17 protein-coding genes are annotated in these 17,300 nt (G+C 66.8%); 14 read left to right on the top strand and 3 right to left on the bottom strand.

Annotated features, from left to right (window positions below; translation table 11 throughout):
- The first annotated feature begins 247 nt into the window (after positions 1-247).
- Entirely contained in the window at positions 248-1,207 is a 960-nt protein-coding gene (locus ABZ824_RS16870) for a helix-turn-helix transcriptional regulator (RefSeq protein ID WP_356963986.1), read from the top strand.
- Entirely contained in the window at positions 1,171-1,545 is a 375-nt protein-coding gene (locus ABZ824_RS16865; protein WP_356963985.1) for a hypothetical protein, read from the top strand. Before ABZ824_RS16870 ends, ABZ824_RS16865 begins: the two co-directional genes overlap by 37 nt.
- Here the strand turns inward: ABZ824_RS16865 and ABZ824_RS16860 are convergent.
- Positions 1,534-2,334 (bottom strand): alpha/beta fold hydrolase, encoded by an 801-nt coding sequence (locus ABZ824_RS16860; protein WP_356963983.1) that lies wholly within the window; start codon positions 2,332-2,334, stop codon positions 1,534-1,536. The genes ABZ824_RS16865 and ABZ824_RS16860 overlap by 12 nt on opposite strands.
- Positions 2,335-2,719: 385 nt before the next feature.
- Here ABZ824_RS16860 and ABZ824_RS16855 point away from each other — a divergent pair, with 385 nt between their 5' ends.
- On the top strand, positions 2,720-3,118 hold the full coding sequence (locus ABZ824_RS16855) for a hypothetical protein (RefSeq protein ID WP_356963982.1): 399 nt from the start codon (positions 2,720-2,722) through the stop codon (positions 3,116-3,118).
- Between the two features lie 66 nt (positions 3,119-3,184).
- Here ABZ824_RS16855 and ABZ824_RS16850 read toward each other — a convergent pair whose 3' ends face one another.
- The gene (locus ABZ824_RS16850) at positions 3,185-4,144 is read right to left on the bottom strand and encodes an alpha/beta hydrolase (protein WP_356963981.1); all 960 of its coding nucleotides are present in this window, start codon (positions 4,142-4,144) and stop codon (positions 3,185-3,187) included.
- 156 nt (positions 4,145-4,300) lie between these two features.
- On the opposite strand from ABZ824_RS16850, the gene ABZ824_RS16845 reads away from it, so the two are divergent.
- The 3 genes from ABZ824_RS16845 to ABZ824_RS16835 are packed head-to-tail and all read left to right on the top strand — an operon-like array spanning position 4,301 to position 7,084.
- Positions 4,301-4,966, top strand: a complete 666-nt coding sequence (locus tag ABZ824_RS16845; RefSeq protein WP_356963979.1) for a hypothetical protein — start codon at positions 4,301-4,303, stop codon at positions 4,964-4,966.
- Positions 4,959-6,314 carry a glutamine synthetase gene (locus tag ABZ824_RS16840; RefSeq protein WP_356963977.1) on the top strand — a complete coding sequence of 452 codons (1,356 nt, stop codon included), beginning with the start codon at positions 4,959-4,961 and terminating at the stop codon, positions 6,312-6,314. Before ABZ824_RS16845 ends, ABZ824_RS16840 begins: the two co-directional genes overlap by 8 nt.
- Positions 6,311-7,084, top strand: coding sequence for a gamma-glutamyl-gamma-aminobutyrate hydrolase family protein (locus tag ABZ824_RS16835; RefSeq protein WP_356963976.1), 774 nt, complete (start codon positions 6,311-6,313; stop codon positions 7,082-7,084). Before ABZ824_RS16840 ends, ABZ824_RS16835 begins: the two co-directional genes overlap by 4 nt.
- 66 nt (positions 7,085-7,150) lie before the next feature.
- On the opposite strand, the gene ABZ824_RS16830 is transcribed toward ABZ824_RS16835, so the two are convergent.
- Entirely contained in the window at positions 7,151-7,825 is a 675-nt protein-coding gene (locus tag ABZ824_RS16830; protein WP_356963975.1) for a TetR/AcrR family transcriptional regulator, read from the bottom strand.
- A 257-nt stretch (positions 7,826-8,082) separates the two neighbouring features.
- Here ABZ824_RS16830 and ABZ824_RS16825 point away from each other — a divergent pair, with 257 nt between their 5' ends.
- From ABZ824_RS16825 to ABZ824_RS16790, 8 genes are read left to right on the top strand one after another with little or no spacing between them, the layout of a single operon-like run.
- Complete coding sequence (locus ABZ824_RS16825) at positions 8,083-9,696, top strand: AMP-binding protein (RefSeq protein ID WP_356963974.1); 1,614 nt, start codon at positions 8,083-8,085, stop codon at positions 9,694-9,696.
- A gap of 10 nt (positions 9,697-9,706) precedes the next feature.
- On the top strand, positions 9,707-10,477 hold the full coding sequence (locus ABZ824_RS16820; RefSeq protein WP_356963973.1) for an enoyl-CoA hydratase/isomerase family protein: 771 nt from the start codon (positions 9,707-9,709) through the stop codon (positions 10,475-10,477).
- Between the two features lie 23 nt (positions 10,478-10,500).
- Entirely contained in the window at positions 10,501-11,595 is a 1,095-nt protein-coding gene (locus ABZ824_RS16815; RefSeq protein WP_356963972.1) for a Zn-dependent alcohol dehydrogenase, read from the top strand.
- A 45-nt stretch (positions 11,596-11,640) separates the two neighbouring features.
- Entirely contained in the window at positions 11,641-13,098 is a 1,458-nt protein-coding gene (locus ABZ824_RS16810) for an aldehyde dehydrogenase family protein (protein WP_356963971.1), read from the top strand.
- A 31-nt stretch (positions 13,099-13,129) separates the two neighbouring features.
- Positions 13,130-14,794, top strand: coding sequence for an NAD(P)/FAD-dependent oxidoreductase (locus ABZ824_RS16805; protein ID WP_356963970.1), 1,665 nt, complete (start codon positions 13,130-13,132; stop codon positions 14,792-14,794).
- Positions 14,791-15,165 carry a hotdog domain-containing protein gene (locus ABZ824_RS16800; protein ID WP_356963969.1) on the top strand — a complete coding sequence of 125 codons (375 nt, stop codon included), beginning with the start codon at positions 14,791-14,793 and terminating at the stop codon, positions 15,163-15,165. The genes ABZ824_RS16805 and ABZ824_RS16800 overlap by 4 nt, the downstream gene beginning before the upstream one ends.
- Positions 15,166-15,170: 5 nt before the next feature.
- Positions 15,171-16,469: an FAD-binding oxidoreductase gene (locus ABZ824_RS16795; protein WP_356963968.1), complete on the top strand. Its 1,299-nt coding sequence runs from the start codon at positions 15,171-15,173 to the stop codon at positions 16,467-16,469.
- A 34-nt stretch (positions 16,470-16,503) separates the two neighbouring features.
- Positions 16,504-17,199 carry a transporter gene (locus tag ABZ824_RS16790; RefSeq protein ID WP_356963967.1) on the top strand — a complete coding sequence of 232 codons (696 nt, stop codon included), beginning with the start codon at positions 16,504-16,506 and terminating at the stop codon, positions 17,197-17,199.
- Positions 17,200-17,300: the final 101 nt, after the last annotated feature.

Genomic DNA, 17,300 nt, shown 5'->3' with positions numbered 1-17,300 from the left:
GACTAACAGGTATGCGGGGTATGCATCGGACGTATAGTCGAAGCTGTCGAGTGGTTGGTAGGTTCACGCGATCAAGCAAGGCGACAACCCCAAAGTCGAACCTCGGGAGCGGCCCCTCATGAGTCGGGTACCAGTGGGACGGCGCTACTGCGCCCGATGCGGAACCAGACTCAATGGTTACAACACTGATTCCCTCTGCGGTCCCTGTGAGGTCACTACGCGTAGCGCGCGTCTCGAGCCACCCGGTGTGCCCACCACGTTCTGGCAGACCGACCAGATACGCGATGCCCTCGCCACCTGGCATATGGGTCGCGTCATCTACGCGTATCGAACGCATCCCTTCCACGGTCGGCAGCTGCCCCAAGAGCAGGTAGCGAGCTGGCTCGGCCTCACTCAGGCGCAGCTGAGCCGGATCGAAAAAGGTCCGGCGCCTGAACAGCTATCGAAGTTGACCCGCTGGGCGCAGACGTTGAAAATCCCGGCCGAACTGCTGTGGTTTCGTCTGCCGGACGGCGATGCGATGTCTGTGGAGGCAACCGACGGTGCCCGTCAGAGCGCGATTGCGTTGGCGCGTTGGTTGACGTCGAACGGCACTGGTTCGCTGCCAGTAGGCCTTGCCGGGGATTTGCAGCGAGTCGGTGAGGCGCTGGAGGACGCTCGTCGCTATTTCGACGGGTCAGTCGTGGACTTCTTCCGCATGCAACTGACCCGATGCAAGACCGATGACGGATCGCTTGGACCGGCGGATGCATTGCCGCTGACCCTTTCCGTTCTCGAGGTGATCCGACGGCACTGCCGGGAGGTACGCCCGGACGTTCAGCGTGAACTGCTAACCGTCGGTGCGGACGCGGCGGAATTCGCAGGCTGGTTGTACCGGGATCTACACGATCCGGTAGCAGCTACCGTGCTGTACGACCGTGCGATGGAATGGGCCCAAGCGTCGGGCAACCTGCCCATGCAGGGCTACGTCCTGTTGAAAAAGTCCCAGATGGCATACGACAGCCGCGATACCGGCACGCTGTTGACCCTGGCGCAAGCCGCCAAAGACGGGCCATGGCAGTTGCCCGCACGCGTGAAGGCTGAAGTCGTGCAACAGGAAGCGTTGGGCCTCGCTATGGTCGGCGAACCCTCCGTGTGGTCGCTGAAACGCTCGATGAAGCGCAGCACCTCTTGGGCAGTGCACGAAATATCGCTGATGAGCGTTTGAACAGCTATTTCAACGAGGCCACCTTGTTGGTTCGCTCGGCGTGCTGCTATACAGAGGCGGGCAAGCCGTCGATAGCCACACAACTGTTCAGCAAGGGGTTGGCCGGTGACGTGTTGTCACATAGGGACGCAGGATTGTTCGGAGCCAGGCAGGCGAAAGCCTTCGCGTTGAGCGGAGAACCGGACGAAGCCGCCCGGGTCGCTGTCGAATCAGTGGTCATCGCCCGCGAAACCCGCTCGGAGCGGACAATGAACGTCATCGTCGATGTCGTTCGTGCCCTCGCCCCTTGGAACCACCGACCACAGGTGCGTCAACTGCGCGACGCGCTACTGTCGTGAGACGACTCCAGTGGTCAGCCACTCGGCAACGAGGCTGATCACCTCGGCCTGATACTTCTGGCTCCTGGGATTCAGGTACTGGGGGTCGTCGTGCACCGCAAAGCCGTGTTGAGATCCCTCGATCTCGACCAACTCAACAGGTGCCGTGAACTCGGCTACAGCCGCACGAGATCCCTCGATCGGAACCAAGGTGTCCGCGTTGCCGTGCACGACCAGCGTCGGCATCTTGATCTCATCCAGAACCTCGTTCGGTTTCAGCCAAAACACTTCATTCAGCAGCGGTCGGCCGTGCTTCAGCGTAGGAGTGAACTGGACGGCGCCAGTGTCGTTCAGTTCCCTGGCCTTCTGGTCATTGATGACGTCGCTGTTCCAATAATCGCGACTGTCGATAGTGCGCTTCTTGTAGTCCAGCTGGGGATTCAGTAGAACGAGGCGGCCCAGGTCGTCTCGTCGCTTGGCGCAGTAGTAGGCACAGATGCCGCCGCCGAAGCTGGCACCCAGCAGGCTGATCTGGCGCGCACCGCTCGCCTCTCGCAAGTAGGCAACTGCGACGCGGATGTCGTTGAGGATCATCGACAGCGTGAGTTCTTCCTGTCGTCCTTCGCTTTCGCCGTGACCGCGTAGATCGAAACGGAGCGACGCGACCCCGGCCTCAGCTAGGCCGTCCGCGAGGCGAGTGAAGAAACCGCCTTCCTCTCTGGTGACCCCTCCGCCGTGTACCAGGACGATGGCGCGGTTTTCCAGGCGTTCGGGAGTGACCACGGTAGCGGCGAGGCGCAGACCATCCAACGTGCGGATTCGAGTAACGGTACTAGACGGGGGCACTGCACCAGTCAATCAGATTCGCCCATGTTCCCGTCGTATCGTCATGCGTGCTGACGAGCGACGCCACCCCGAGACTGACTACCGCGTTGGCACTTATCCGGCGATGACCACCGTGCCGCAGCGCAACTCTCGATCACGCAGAGGCATGTATTTGAGGTCGGCCAGTGAGCAACCTAATGGCGCTCCATGTGTCGACGGATCAGTGTCCTTGGCGCAAAGCAGCAGTACTAGTAGTTCGTAGTCGTAGCTGTATTCGTAGTCAGTGCCTATTTCGGTTGCGTCGAAGGGCTCTTTCGTAGCTTGCCGCGGTCTCGGTGGGGGCTGTCGGTTGCGCAGAGGCCGGTTCGTGGTGCCTATCGAGATCGAGATGGCGGCGAGCCCGGTCTTCGAGGTGGCGTTGCGGCGGTGTCAGCTGCGTGCGGCGTTGCCGTTCGGTGAACGCGTCGTCGAGTTGGCGCGTCTCGCGAAGCGAACGTTGTTCTGCCTGCGCCAGCTTGCATGCGAAGGCGTTGTCGCTGTGGTCTGCGGCGGCCAGCTCGGCGGCGCGCGCGGCGGGGTTGTCGGCGCGGTCAAGGGTGGAGTTCCAGTCGTCCTGTGCGAGGGGCACGGCGGCTTGGGCGCGGTGGGCGGTCTCGTGGGCGGCAAGCAGGTCTTACCGAGTACGGTGATGACCACCAGCCACACCGTCGCTCCGAAGCCTGCGGTGACGACTCTCCGCAGCTTCATCTTCGATGACTATGTCAAATGACCTGCGAGGTGTCGCCGGACCTTCGCAGACGTCAACAGGGCGCCTTGGAAACCCCCGGGTGCGGAGCTATGCCCGCGCGATCTCGCGCAGGTACAGGCACACCTCGTCGATCGCCTGTTTCGCTTGCGCGAAGACGCCGACTTCGGTGACGAAGCCGTGGAAGACGCCGGTGAACCTGGTCAGCGAGACAGGGACGCCTTCGCCCCGGAGCCGCGCCGCGTACGCCTCGGCGTCGTCACGGATCGGGTCGACCTCCGCGGTCATGATCAGCGTGGGCGGCAAGCCGCGCAGTGACTCGGCGCGCATGGGTGCCGCGAGGTGATCGCCCCCCGGATGCTCCGCGCCGACGTACTGCTCCCAGCACCAGCGCGCGTCCGCGGCGCTGAGCAGCGGCGCGTCGGCGAATTCCGACCACGACGGCGCGGTGAATGTGTCGTCGACGGCGGGGTAGGCGAGCACCTGCGCCACGGGGAGGGCGCTGCCGCGTCGGTGCAGGCACAGGGCGGCGGCGAGATTGCCACCCGCGGAGTCGCCGCCGATCGCGATCCGGTCCGGGTCGATGCCGAGCTCCGGCGCTGTCCGGGTCAGCCACGCGAAGGCGTCGACGCAGTCTTCCAGCGCTGCCGGGTACGGGTTCTCCGGAGCCAGGCGGTAGTCGAGGGATACGACCGTCCAGCCGGAGCCGGCGGCGATCGCGCGGCACAGCTCATCGGCCCCGTCCAGGGTTCCCAGGACGAAACCGCCGCCGTGCAGGTACACGAGGGCGGGTGTGGCGCGGCTCGATGTGGCGCTGTCCGCGCGGTATAGGCGAGCCCCGATCGCACCCGCACGTGTCGGCACGGTCAATTGTTCGACATGGTCCAGCGGCGTGATCGGCTCGGCGGGCGGGGCGGTGTTCATCAGCGCCCGAGCGTGCACCGGCCCGAGCTCACGGATGGGTCTCGGCAGGGCCTGGCTGATCATCCTGGCCACGGCTGCGGCCTGGTCGTCGAGCAGATTCCACCAGGCGGGCGCGTCGTTGTTCATGGGAAGACCTCGCAAGTCGTTGACAAGAAGTGATCTGTGCCTCACCATCATAGTCATCTGACTCAGACATATGACTGTGATTCGCGCTCTATTCGGGGATTCGCTGTCGGCGGTGCACCGCGCACACGATCTCGTCGAATCGAAAGGACAACAAGGATGACCGAAACGACGATCGGCCCCGCTGCGCGCGGGGCCGACACGGTCGGCGGGGTCGACATTCGGATCGAGGACGACGCGAGTCCGATCGTCCGGCTGATCGGCCGCACCATCGCCGATTCCGTCCGCGCCCACGGTGCGGACTTCGTCTCCGGGGCTAGGGAAGGCACGGTCGCCGTTCGCTCCCACGACACCCCGCAGGCCGCGACGATCACCATTTCCGACGGTGCCGTCGCGGTGTCGAGCGGTGTGTTCGTAGAGCCGGACCTCACCATGACCGTCGACCTGAACGCGCGATTCGCCCTGGCCGGCGAGCCCGTCGGCGCCGAGGATCTCGCCGCGGTGGCGCTTGCCCTGCTGTCGCCACCGCTGCCGGAATGGCGGGTCGCCGCGGAGCGGTTCTGGGCCGCGACCCGGTCGGTGCCGGGCATTCCCGACGTGCTCGTCGCGATCGCGGCGGGCCCCGACGGGTTGGCAGAGCATGTCGTCGGCGACGGCGAAACCCACTACGTGATCGCAGGCCCACCGGAATTGCTGGCGGGCATCTTCGCGGGCGCCGACGACCTGATCGCCGCCATGTCGAGCGGTCGGATCGGCGTGCGCGGCACGCTTTCTCAGCTGTCTGTGCTGGTCGCCGCATCCTGGAAGGTTCGTTACGATGTCTGAAATCACCTCCGCCCCTGCGGATATGGGCGCCGCCGTGCACACGGTCCGGCTGGAGGCCACCAATCACGAGGGTTGCTTCCTCGGCAAGAACGTCGCGCCCAAGAAGTTCGCCGCGAGCGCGGCCTCGGGCTTCGCGATGGCCGATCTACTGTTCGGCCTCGACCTGGGCAACGCGCCGACCTTCGGCTTCCCCTTCCCCGACTGGCGTGGACACGTGTCCGATGTGCAGTTCCGGCCCGACATGTCGACGCTCGTGCAGTGGCGGCCAGGTCTGCAGTCCGTGATCGGTGACTACTGGCAGGCCGACGGCACCCCGATCGGGATCTGTCCGCGCAATCTGGCCCGAAAGCTGGTCGACCGACTGACAACGCGCGGTTTCACTGCCACCATCGCGGTCGAGATCGAGGCGACCCTGTTCCAGGAGTCCATCCACGAGGCCCGTGCCAAGGGATATCGCGATCTGACTCCGCTCGGCGGTTCCGCCGGTACCGCGTACCACCTGGCGAAGTCGAAGGACTGGGTCGACTACATGTCTGCGGTCGCTCGGCGCCTCGACGAGATCGGCATCGAGTGGGAAGCGTGGAGCGACGAGGACGCGGCGGGCCAGGTCGAACTCAATCTGCTTCCCGGCGACCCGATCTCGGTGTGCGACAACTGGGCTCGCGCCCGGCAGGTGATGCGCGAAGTGGCCTTCGAGCTCGGTCACACCGTGACCTTCATGGCCAAGCCGACCGCAGGCTACGGCCAGGCCTCGCACGTCAACCTATCCCTGCAACGCGACGGGATCAACGCGTTCCACGCCCCGGACGGGCCGTCGTCGACGATGCGCCACGCGGTCGGCGGCCTCCTCGCGACGATGCGGGGCGCGACATCCGTCATGCTCCCGCAGATCACCTCCTACCGTCGCCTGGTAGACCTGAGCGGCCCGCCGACCACGGTCACGTGGGGCATCGCCAACAAGAGCACCGCGGTGCGCGCGGTGTGCGGACACCCGGCCTACTCCCGACTCGAGTACCGACTTCCCGGCGCCGACGCAAACCTGTACCTCGCGGTCGCGGCCATTCTCGCCGGGGTGATCGCCGGCCTCGACGGCACGCTGGAGCCCCCCGAGCCGGTTAGCGACCTGGCCTGGTGTGTGCCCGATCTGGAGCGACTGCCGGACACTATCACCAAGGCGGCCGCCGCGCTCGAGACCGATCCGATCCTGCGGGAGCAGCTCGGTGACGAGTTCGTCGACTACTGGGTCGGCACGCGGCGGTGGGAGTGGATGCAGTTCCACACCACGGGTGGTGATCCGTCAGCCGAGCTCTCCGAATGGGAGTCGGCCCGATACTTCGAGTTCCCGTGACGGTGGGGGCCGCGACGCCGGGTACCGTCCGGCCGATGATCGGCACCACCGGCCGCCGGGTCCGGCTGCGGCTGGTCGATGGAATGGACCACCGCTACGGTCATCTGTTCACCGACACCTTCATGTCCGACTTCTCGGAACGAATCGCCAGGGCAGGCGGCGTTCCGGTGAACCTGCCTTACGATGCCGATCCGGATGCGCTGTGCCACTGGCTGTCCGGTGTGGTCGTCACCGGCGGGCAGGACGTTCATCCCGCGTACTGGGGCGGCGATCTGTCGGTGGTCCGTGACGCGGATCCGCGAGATGATCCGATGGTCCACGACGCAGAACGCGACCGGTTCGAGATCGCGCTCGTGCGCGCCGCCCTCGACCGGAAGATCCCCGTCCTCGGGGTGTGCCGCGGCTTGCAGATCCTCAACGTCGCGCTGGGCGGGACCCTGATCCCGCATCTGCCGCCCGGTTCCGTCGAGCATCTGTCGACGTCGCCCCCGCTCACCGACGGCGCCGACGACCACAAGGTGACGTTCGAGCCCGGTTCGATCGCGGAACGGATCTTCGGCGCGAGCGCGGTGACCAACTCGTGGCACCACCAGGCGGTCGATCGCTGCGGCACCGGCCTGATCGTCACGGGGCGCACGGCCGACGGCGTGGTGGAAGCGGTCGAGCTGCCGGGGATGCCGGTGCTCGGTGTCCAGTGGCATCCGGAGTGGATGGAGCGCGAGGATCCGGCATTGAGCTGGATCGTCGCCGAGGGGAGCAGGCGGATCTGATCCGGGAAAAGACTGTGGGCCGACATGGAAGGTGGCGGCCCACAGTTCTTCCGGGTCGGTGCGACATCAATTCCCGCTCACCCAGGACATCAGTGAACGAAGGTTTTCCTCGGGCGCGGCTTCCGGGGCCTGGACCATGGGTCCGGAGTCGAGATTGACGGCCATCCAGGCGTCGAGCGCACCCAGGGTGAGCTCGGCCTGCCGCTGGGCCGCGGCGCGGTCGGTGAACACCAACCAGTTGAGTGCGAATCCGTCGGACAAGGTGGACACCATGTAGGTCAGCGCGTCGACGGTGTCCGGGCGGATCGCCTGGCCGGCCTTGGTCGAGGCGGCCTCGAGGATCATCCGCATGGTCGCGAACGCCTCGTTGTAGACCATCTCGCCCTGCTTGTCCTCTTGGCGCCGGGCCCAGCTGATCAGCTCGATGATCGCCGCGCCCAAATCCGGGTTCGCCAGGTACCACTGCAGCACACCGCGTAACAGAGCGCGCGCGCTGGTCTGTACGTCGCCGCGGACATCGTTGCGCGTCAACACGTCCCGATACTGCCCGGCAACGTACTCGAAGACGGCCGTGAACAGTGCCTCCTTCGTGGCGAAGCAGTAGTGCAGCGTGGCCAGCGGGGCGTTCGCCTCCTGCGCGATGCGGCGGGTGGTCGCGCCGTCCACGCCGTGGGCGGCGATCATGCGCACGGCAGCGGCCACCAGGTCGGCGCGACGTTCGGCGGAGGGAATGCGAGCCATGCGTTACTCCTGTCGAATCCGATATGAACAATTGATCAAGTCAGATCTCACACTATCAGCCGGAGCGGCAGGCAATCAGCCGAAGACCGGAGCGGGCGAACAGCGCAGTTAGTCATTTGCCTTGATCAAATGACTCAGTCGCGCTACCGTTATGACTGGCATCACAAGCCAGCTCGCCTTGCGGCCGCGCTCGCCACTGGCGTCAGCGCTCACCCTCGCTCACCACCGCCGCCCGAGAAACACCCGAAGAGGACGACGTGATCCAAGTCGAATCAGTCCACCCCGAACGTGCGATCGCACTCGATCGCCTGGCTATGGACCCGCCGCTCGACACCCTCGTCGACCTCCTGGCACACCAGGCCGTGCGCGCTCCCGACCGTGAATTCCTCCGGTTCGAGCAACGGGCATGGACCTTCGGTGAAGTCGACGACTGGACCTCGCGCCTCGCGCAGCGACTGGTCGCCGAGGACGGCGTCCGCCGAGGCGACCGGGTCGCGATCATGCTGCCCAACGTGGTGCAGTGGCCGATCGCCTGGTTGGCGATCCTCAAGGCGGGCGGGATCACGGTGCCGGTGAACTCGTCCTATCAGCGGGCAGACCTCGAATTCGTGCTCCGCGATTCCGGCGCCAGGGTGATGTTCACCGACGCGGCGCACGCCCCGCTCGTCGAAGAGGTGCGCACCTCCGACAGCGATCTGATCGATGTCCGGATCATCGAAGCCGGGTCGCCCGGGGACCTCGTGCGATACCCGGCGGACCGGCCCACCGTCGACATCACAGGCGCGACGCTGGCGAACCTCCAATACACCTCAGGGACAACGGGATTCCCCAAGGCATGCATGCTGACCCACGACTACTGGACCCGGCTGGGGTGGGTCTGCGCGAACGCGGCTGGTCTCGGGCCCGACGACGTGGCCCTTACCTCGCAGCCGTACTCCTACATGGACCCACAGTGGAACACCGCTCTGTCCCTCACGATCGGCGCGCCGCTGGTCGTGCTACCCCGGTTCTCCGCCTCGGGTTTCATGGCCGACGTCCGCAGGCACCGGGCCACGTTCTGCTACGTCCTCGGCTCGATGCCGACTCTGCTGTTCAAGCAGCCACCCAGCCCTCAGGACCGCGACAATGATCTGCGCATCGTGCTGTGCTCGGCCATCCCCGTCGCGCTCCACGCGCAACTCGAGCAACGGTGGGGCGCGCCGTGGCGGGAGATCTTCGGGATGACCGAAACCGGAGTCGACCTGGTCAGCCTCCCCGAGAACACCGCCGACATCGGCAGTGGACGGCTGGGGCAGCCGGTTCCCACCAAGCGGGTGCGGGTTGTCGACCCGCAGGGCCGCGAAGTCGCCGAAGGCGGAGCAGGCGAACTGATCACCTCGGGCAAACCGATGATGCTCGGCTACTGGAACCGGCCCGAGGAAACCGCGCAGGTCCTACGCGACGGCTGGCTGCACACCGGCGATGTCGCGGTCCGGGAAGCAAGCAGCTACCGCTTGGTGGGCCGGATCAAGGACATGGTCCGGCGCGGCGGGGAGAACATCGCCGGCGCCGAAGTCGAACGGGTTCTCGAACGCGACGACAGCGTCACCGCGGCGGCGGTCGTCGGCGTGCCGGACGAGTTGTTCGGCGAGGAAGTCAAGGCCTTCGTGCAACTGGCCCCCGGCGTCGAGGAGAGCAGGGCCACCGCCGAGAAGATCCTCGACCGCGCGCGAAACCAGTTGGCGCGCTTCAAGATTCCTCGCTACATGGAGTTCGTCGCCGACTTCCCGCGCACGCCGTCCGAGCGAGTGTCGAAGCCTGCGCTGAAGGCGCGCGCCGCCGAGCGACCCGGCACCACCTACGACCTGCAACCACCGCGCGAGGACAACTGAGGAACCGCACATGACCGACAACTACTTGGACGTGCACATCGATGCGGACGTCGCGGTGCTCACGCTGAACCGCCCAGCGAAGCTGAACGCGCTGGATGTGGCCACCCGGGTGCTGCTCGCGCAGACCATCCGCCGGTTCGGCACGGGTGAGCTCGTCCGCGGGATCGTCCTCACGGGCAGGGGACGCGCCTTCTCCGCCGGCGAGGACCTGCAGACGCTACCGGCGACCTACGACGAGATCCGCGAAGCCTTCGCGACCTTCCACGACATCACCCGCGCGATTCTCGAGACGCGGATCCCCGTGGTCGCGGCCGTGAACGGGATCGCGGTCGGCGGCGCCTCGGAGCTGACGCTGTGCTGCGATTCACGGATCGGCAGCTCGGACGCCGAGTACTTCCAGCCGGAGAACCACCGCGGGATCATCATTTCCAACGCCTCGAGCTTCCTGATGGGCCGCCTCGTCGGCAACCACGCGATGCGCATCATTCTCGGCTCGCATCGGATCGGCGCGGACGAGGCGCTGCGGATCGGGCTGCTCGACGAGATCGTTGCCCCGGAAACGCTGGTGGACCGCGCGGCCGAGGTGGTCCGGCAATGGAACTCCGATCCCCGTATCACCGCACTGCACCTGGGTCTGCTGCGGCCGCGCCCCGAAGACATCGAGGCGGCGTTCGCCCGCGAAGACGACGCCGCCCGCAGGTCCTGGGAGTCCGGCGCCTTCAGCGAAGGCATCGAGCGCTTCTGGACATCGAAGAACGCGACGCCGTCGGCGCCCGCATAGCGCAATCGAGATCGGAGACGAAGATGATCACCACCGAAGCGGCACTCCTCACCGCGCTGAACGAACCGCTGGAATTCACCGAGATCCAGGTCGACGATCCGGGGCCCGGAGAGGTCCGCGTCGCGGTCTCCAACGTGGGTCTGTGCCACAGCGACCTGCACTACATGACCGGAACCGTGCGCGCCGAACTGCCCGTGGTGGTCGGGCACGAATTGGCGGGCGTCGTCGAATCGGTCGGCTCCGCGGTGAGCTCGTTGCGTCCGGGTGACCGCGTCGTCGGCGCCCTCACGCCCTCGTGCGGGTTGTGCCGCAACTGCCAGGTCGGGCACTCGACCCAATGCCAGCGCGTCTCCCGGATCCGGCAGCGGCCCCGGCCCGCCTTCCAACTGCCCGGCGGCCAGGTCGTCGAGCGGCTCGGCGACGTCGGCGCGTTCTCCCGCCACACCCTCATGCGGGAGAACTCGCTGGTGCAGATGCCCGACGAGGTGGGACTGCACGTGGGCTGCCTGCTGTCGTGCTGCATCATCACCGGCGTCGGCGCCGTGTTCCGCGGCGCCCAGGTGCGCCCCGGCGCAACCGTCGCCGTAATCGGTTGCGGCGGTGTGGGTTCGGCCATCATTCAGGGCGCGCGGCTCGCCGGCGCCTCGGCGATCGTCGCCGTGGATCTCGACGGGGCCCGGCTCGCCGCAGCGCGGACCTACGGCGCCACCCACGTCGTGAACGGCGCGGCCGATGTCGCGGCCGAGATCAGAAACCTCCTCGGCGACGGCGTGGACTACTCGTTCGAGGCCGTCGGTTCCGCGCGGACGGCGGCGAGCGCGCTGGCGGTCCTGCGAGCCACGGGTACCGCATGCCTCGTCGGCATCGCACCCGACGGCACCGACCTGACGCTCCCGGCCTCGGATTTCTTCTTCGGTGAGAAGCGCCTGATCGGCTCCTACATGGGCTCTGGTCAGGCGCAAGAAGATATCGCACAGTTCGCCCGGCTCTACCTGCAGGGCCGCCTGCTGCTCGACGAGATGGTCAGCGACGTGATCCCGTTCCGCGAGATCGACAAGGGCTTCGAGGCGATGAAATCGGGAGAGGTGACCCGCATCGTCGCCGATCTCACCGTGTGATCACCCCGGATCTGTTCCCCACCTGAGCACGGAAGGAAGTCGCAGATGTCGAATGCGTCACTGCCCCAACCGATCAACTACATCGCCGACGAGTGGTCCGAGTGCGCGACGATCCCGGACGCCTGGAACCTCGACCCCAACACCGGGCAACCCGTGCACCGCACCGTCACCACCAGCCCCGCCGACGTGGAGCGGGCCCTGCGCCATGCCGAACGGTCCTACGGCTTCGAACGCTGGGACGACGCGGCCGGTGCGGAACGCGCCGCTGTCATCGAGCGCGCGGCCGACATCGTCGAGTCCCGGATCGAGGACATCGCCCGCACCGATGCACTCACCAGCGGCGTTCCGATCGCGAAAGCCCGGATGATCGCGCAGTTCCTGCCGCACCGGATCCGTTCCGCGGCCGCTGATCTGCGCGCCATCCCGCGGCGCACTGCGCTGGCGGCCGGTGGCCGTGACGTGCGGCTCTACAAGGTTCCGTGGGGGCCCGCGGCCATCCTCACCCCGTGGAACGGCCCCAGTTTCATCCCCGCCGCGAAGATGGTGAGCGCGCTTGCCGCCGGGTGCCCCGTGATCCTCAAGCCGTCCGAACACGCGCCGAGCAGCGCCCAGATCATCGTCGAGAGCTTCGTCGAGGCGGGGCTGCCCGATGGCGCGCTGCAGCTCGTCCACGGTGCGGGCGACGTGGGCGCGGCGATCACCGGCGATCCCCGGGTGAAAATCGTCTCCTTCACCGGTGGCCCGAACGCCGGTCGCGTGATCGCCCGCGCGGCCGCGGAGGACTTCAAGGTGCTCCAGCTCGAGCTCGGCGGCAACAACCCGGCCCTCGTGCTGGAGGACGCCGATATCGCCGTGGCCGCCGACGGGATCCTCGACGGGATGACCAAGCTCAACGGCCAGTGGTGCGAAGGTCCCGGAAAGGTGCTCGCGCACAAGACTCTTGTCGAACCGCTCCTCGAGGCGCTGCTCGACCGCATCTCCCGTATCGAGGTCGGGCACTCGCTCGACGAGGACACCCAGCTCGGCCCGATCTCGAACGCCCCGCATTTCGCCACGCTGCTGAACCGCATCGATGGGCTGCGGGCCAACGGCGCCACCATCCATCAGCCCACGAAACTCCCCGAACTCGACGGGTTCTTCCTGTCGCCAACGGTCGCTTCGGGAGCCGACGCGTCGGTGGCGACCGCCGAGCTGTTCGGGCCGCTGGTCAGCCTGCACGCCGTGGAGTCCGACGAGGACGCCCTACGCGTGGCCAACGCCGACCCGTCGGGCCTGGACGCCTACGTGTTCGGCAGCGACCTGGACCGCGCCATCGAAGTCGGCTCACGGGTGCTGTCGGGCGAGGTGCGCGTGAACGGCGCGAAGATCGCCGATCTGGCCGACGGTTCGGCACAAAGCTTCTGGGGCTCCGCGGGCATCGGCGGTCACGCCCCCGGGGAGTCCGTGCGGGTGTTCTGCGGCGACCGCGTGGTCGGCGTCGATTCTCCCGACCTTCCCATGTAACGACCAACCTTCGACGAAAGCGGCAATCGCTATGAATTCCACCTCCACTTCGGACACCGGGGTCGTCGACGTCATCGGCGTCGGCGCCGGCTTCACCGGCCTCTACCTCGCGCACCGGCTCACCGGATCCGGATGGACCTTCGCCGGTTTCGAGGCCGGGCCGAGCGTCGGTGGCACCTGGTTCTGGAACACCTATCCGGGCGCGCGCTGCGACGTGGAGAGCATCTACTACTCGTACTCGTTCGACGAAGCGCTCCAACAGGAATGGACGTGGAGCCAGCGGTTCGCCCCGCAGGCCGAGATCCTCGGCTACCTCGAGCACGTCGCCGACCGCTTCGACCTGCGCAAGCACTTCACGTTCAACACCCGCGTGGTCGGTGCGACGTGGAACGCGGCCGACCGGCTGTGGGAGGTGCGACTGGACAACGGCCAGACCCGGCGCAGCCGCTACCTGATTTCGGGTGCGGGCGGGCTGTCCACCCCCAAAGACTTCGACGTGCCCGGCCTCGCGAACTTCACCGGCCTGCAGGTGTCCACCAGCCGGTGGAACATCTCGCTCGACGACCTCGCGGGCAAGCGCGTCGCCGTGATCGGCACCGGATCATCCGGCGTGCAGGCCATCCCGCTGATCGCGCAGGTCGCCGGGCATCTCACGGTGTTCCAGCGCACCCCGAACTACGTCATGCCCGCGCGCAACGCCGCACTCTCCCCCGAGCAGGTCGCCGCCGTCAAGGACGACTATGTGGCGATCCGTGAGGAGTGCAGGCACTCTCCCGGCGGCATCCCCGATCGCCCCGTCACCGACAACGCCTTCGACGTCTCGGACGAGGAGCGACGACGACGCTACGAGGAAGCCTATGAGCGCAGCGGCTTCCAGGGCGTCGGCGCCGAGTTCGCCGACCTGCTCATCGACCCCGAGGCGAACCGGACCGCGTCCGAATTCATCCACGACAAGATCCGCGAGATCGTAAGGGATCCGGCCACCGCGGAGCTGCTGGTGCCCAAGTACCACCCGCTGGGTGCCAAGCGCAGCTGCTTCGGAACCGACTACTACGAGACCTACAACCGGCCGAACGTGTCGTTGGTTTCGCTGCGTGACGAACCGATCGAGACGATGACCGAGAACGCGATCGTCACCGCGAAGGGCACCTACGAGGTGGACGCCGTGGTGCTGGCCATCGGGTTCGACGCCTTCACCGGCCCGCTGTACGGGCTCGATCTCACCGGCGCTTCCGGCAAGAAGCTGCAGGAGGCCTGGCACGACGGCATCCGGTCCTACCTCGGCATCATGGTCGCGGAATTCCCCAACTTCTTCATGGTCGGTGGCCCGCTCAGCCCCGCGCTGGTGAGCAACGTGGTGGTGACGATCGAGCAGGCCGTCGACTGGATCGCCGATCTCATCGAACACGCCCGCGACACCGGTGCCACGCTGATCGAGGCCACCACCGAGGCCCAAACCGAGTGGGTGGACATCACTGAGGCGACCGTCGCCCCCACGCTGTTCGCCACGACCGACTCCTGGTACCGCGGCTCCAACATCGAGGGCAAACCCAACACCTTCATGGGCTACGTGGGCGGTGTCGGCAAATACCGGCGCATGTGCACCGAGATCGCCAAGCGCGGCTACCCCGGCGTCGAGATCGACGGCGAAGCGCAATCCCGCACTCTTGGCCCCATCCACGAGGAAATCGCATGAGCAAGGCAATCCACCGGCGCTATGTCGCCTTCTCCGATGCGCACTACGCGGGCAATCTCGTCGACGGCGCCTACGCTCTGAAGCTCTTCGGCGACGTCGGCACGAACCTGTCGATCGAACTGGACGGCCACGAGGGCCTGTTCGCCGGCTACTCGTCCGTCGAGTTCCTCGTCCCGGTGCGTGGCGGTGACGTCGTCGAGGCCGAGGCGAGGCTGGTGCAGAAGGGAAATCGTAGCCGCACAGTAAATTTCGAGCTTCGCGTGATCTGCCGCGGCTGCGATGACTCCGGCCGCGCGCAGGTCCTGGAGCCGCCCCTGGTCGCGGTCCGCGCACGCGGCACCGCAGTCATCCCCGCAGACCAGGGGGAGTAGTTGCCATGGAACTGATCTACGACACCGGCTGGGCCGAACAACCTGCCACCGTCGAACAGCCACTGATCGGTGACATCGACTGCGACGTGGTCGTGATCGGCGGTGGAGGCGGCGGTATGTCGGCCGCGCTGCGTCTCGCCGAGAAGGGCGTCGACGTGGTGCTGCTCGAGGCGAAGACACTCGGCTGGGGCGCCACCTCCCGCAACGCCGGATATATCACGAACTCGATCGCCGCCGATCCGGAGCTGCTGGGTTTTCTGCTGAAGCGCGAGCGGCTGCGCTCCCTGTACCGGTACGCCGAGAACGCGGTGCATTTCGCCGAGGACGCCGTCGCGCACCACGGGATCGACTGCGACTACCGCCGAGAGGGCATTGTGATGGCCGCCGTTTCCAAGGGGCAGCTGCGGCATGCGCGCCGAAACGCGAAGGTCATGGCAGAGGCCGGATCGTCGGCCGAATTCGTCGAGAGCCGGGCGGCGGGGCTTCCGGAAGGCTTCCTGGGCGGAGTGCGCGAGGGCGTCGGCGGCACGCTGAACCCGGGTGAGTTCGTCCTAGGTCTGCGGGCCGCGACGATCAGGTCCGGCGTGCGTGTCCACGAGCACACACTCGCCCGCGACGTCACCGACACCGGAGACGGCGTCATCGTCGAAACCCCGAACGGAAGGGTCAGGGCTCGCAAGGCGCTGCTGACCGCCAACGCCTACAGCGCAGGCCTTTCCATCACGCCGAAGAACCTCGCGACCCCGGTGTGGACCTCCTTGGTCGAGACCGAACCCGTCGCACCTGAGCGACTCGACGAGATCGGCTGGACCAGCCGCGCCCCGATGGTCACGCTGCACATGATCATCGAGAGCTACCGCGTCACTCCACGCGGCACCATCGTTTTCGGCACCCGCCGCGTGCAGGCCGGCCGCAACCCGCTGCCGGAGCGCACTCCCGCGCCGCACGTCGCCGACGACCTCGTCCGCGGCTTCCACGAGCGCTTCCCCGGCCTGCGCGACATCACACCGCAGAAGGCCTGGGGCGGCTGGATCGGGATGAGTTCCACCTGGCTCCCCGTCACCGGTGAGGCTTCCGACAACGTGCTCTACTCGCTGGCCTGCAACGGCCACGGCTTCGCCCAAGCGCAGTATGTGGGCCATCTGCTCGCCGACCGGATACGCGGCGCGCCGCTACACGACGACCTGGCGGCGATCTGGCACGGCCGCAAGCGATTCCGGCTCAGCCTCGTCAGCGGCCCCGCGCTGTACGCGGGCTGGCTCGCCGACCGCGCCGCCGACCGCCTGGCAGCCCTCACGAAATGACCATCGGCGCAAACCGCCGTCCAAGGAGAAAGTTATGTCCATCAAAGAACTGCTCTTCGCGGTCGCAGACATCTGGATGATCGCAGTCGGATTCACCTACGGGATCAAGTTCATCCGCAACTACAAGAACTACCTACTCGGCATCGAGTGGATCATCGTCGCGACGTCGGGTACGAACTTCCTGATCTACGGTCTCATCAAGGCCGGCCACGACAGCCCGATGTACGCCGCCGCCTACTTCCTCGATGCCTTCTCCCGGTCCATCGGCATCACGCTGATCCTGGTCCTCGGGCTGATGAAGGTCACCCACCGGTACAAACCGTCCGCGGCGGTGGACATCGGTGCGTTCGCCCTCGCGGCCGTGGTGGGCTTGCTCCTCAGCCAGTTCGCCGAGGAGATCGGCACCCCCGGCAAGATCTTCTACATCGTGGTCAACGTGCTCACCACGATCTTCCTGATCTACTTCGTCAAGCGCCTGTGGGACATTCGCGAGCGCGGGCACGCCGTGTGGGCCGCCGTCGCCACCGCCTGCGGATTCGTCATCGCCGCGATTTACGACTTCGTCCACATCCCGGGCGACGACGCGGAGCACACGATCTTCTACGTCCTCGCGCTGTCCACGTGGGGCCTGCAGATGTTCGCGTACTACCGCGCCTACCGAGCGTTCGACGCCTACAACAAGCGCGTCGACGCCCAAGCGGTCGGTGGCAGCGTTCCAGCTACCGCTTGAGCCGCGCCGGGACGCACTGTCCCACCCAAAATTCGATGGGCGGCACGTCGATCAGCGGCAATGTCGCCTCCGCGAGGTTCGAAGCGTCGCTGATCGGCGAC

Source organism: Nocardia sp. NPDC047038, from assembly GCF_040644075.1.
Classification (GTDB): Bacteria; Actinomycetota; Actinomycetes; order Mycobacteriales; family Mycobacteriaceae; genus Nocardia; species Nocardia sichangensis.
Note: the sequence above shows the minus strand (reverse complement) of the source record. Positions and strands in the feature narration are given on the sequence as shown.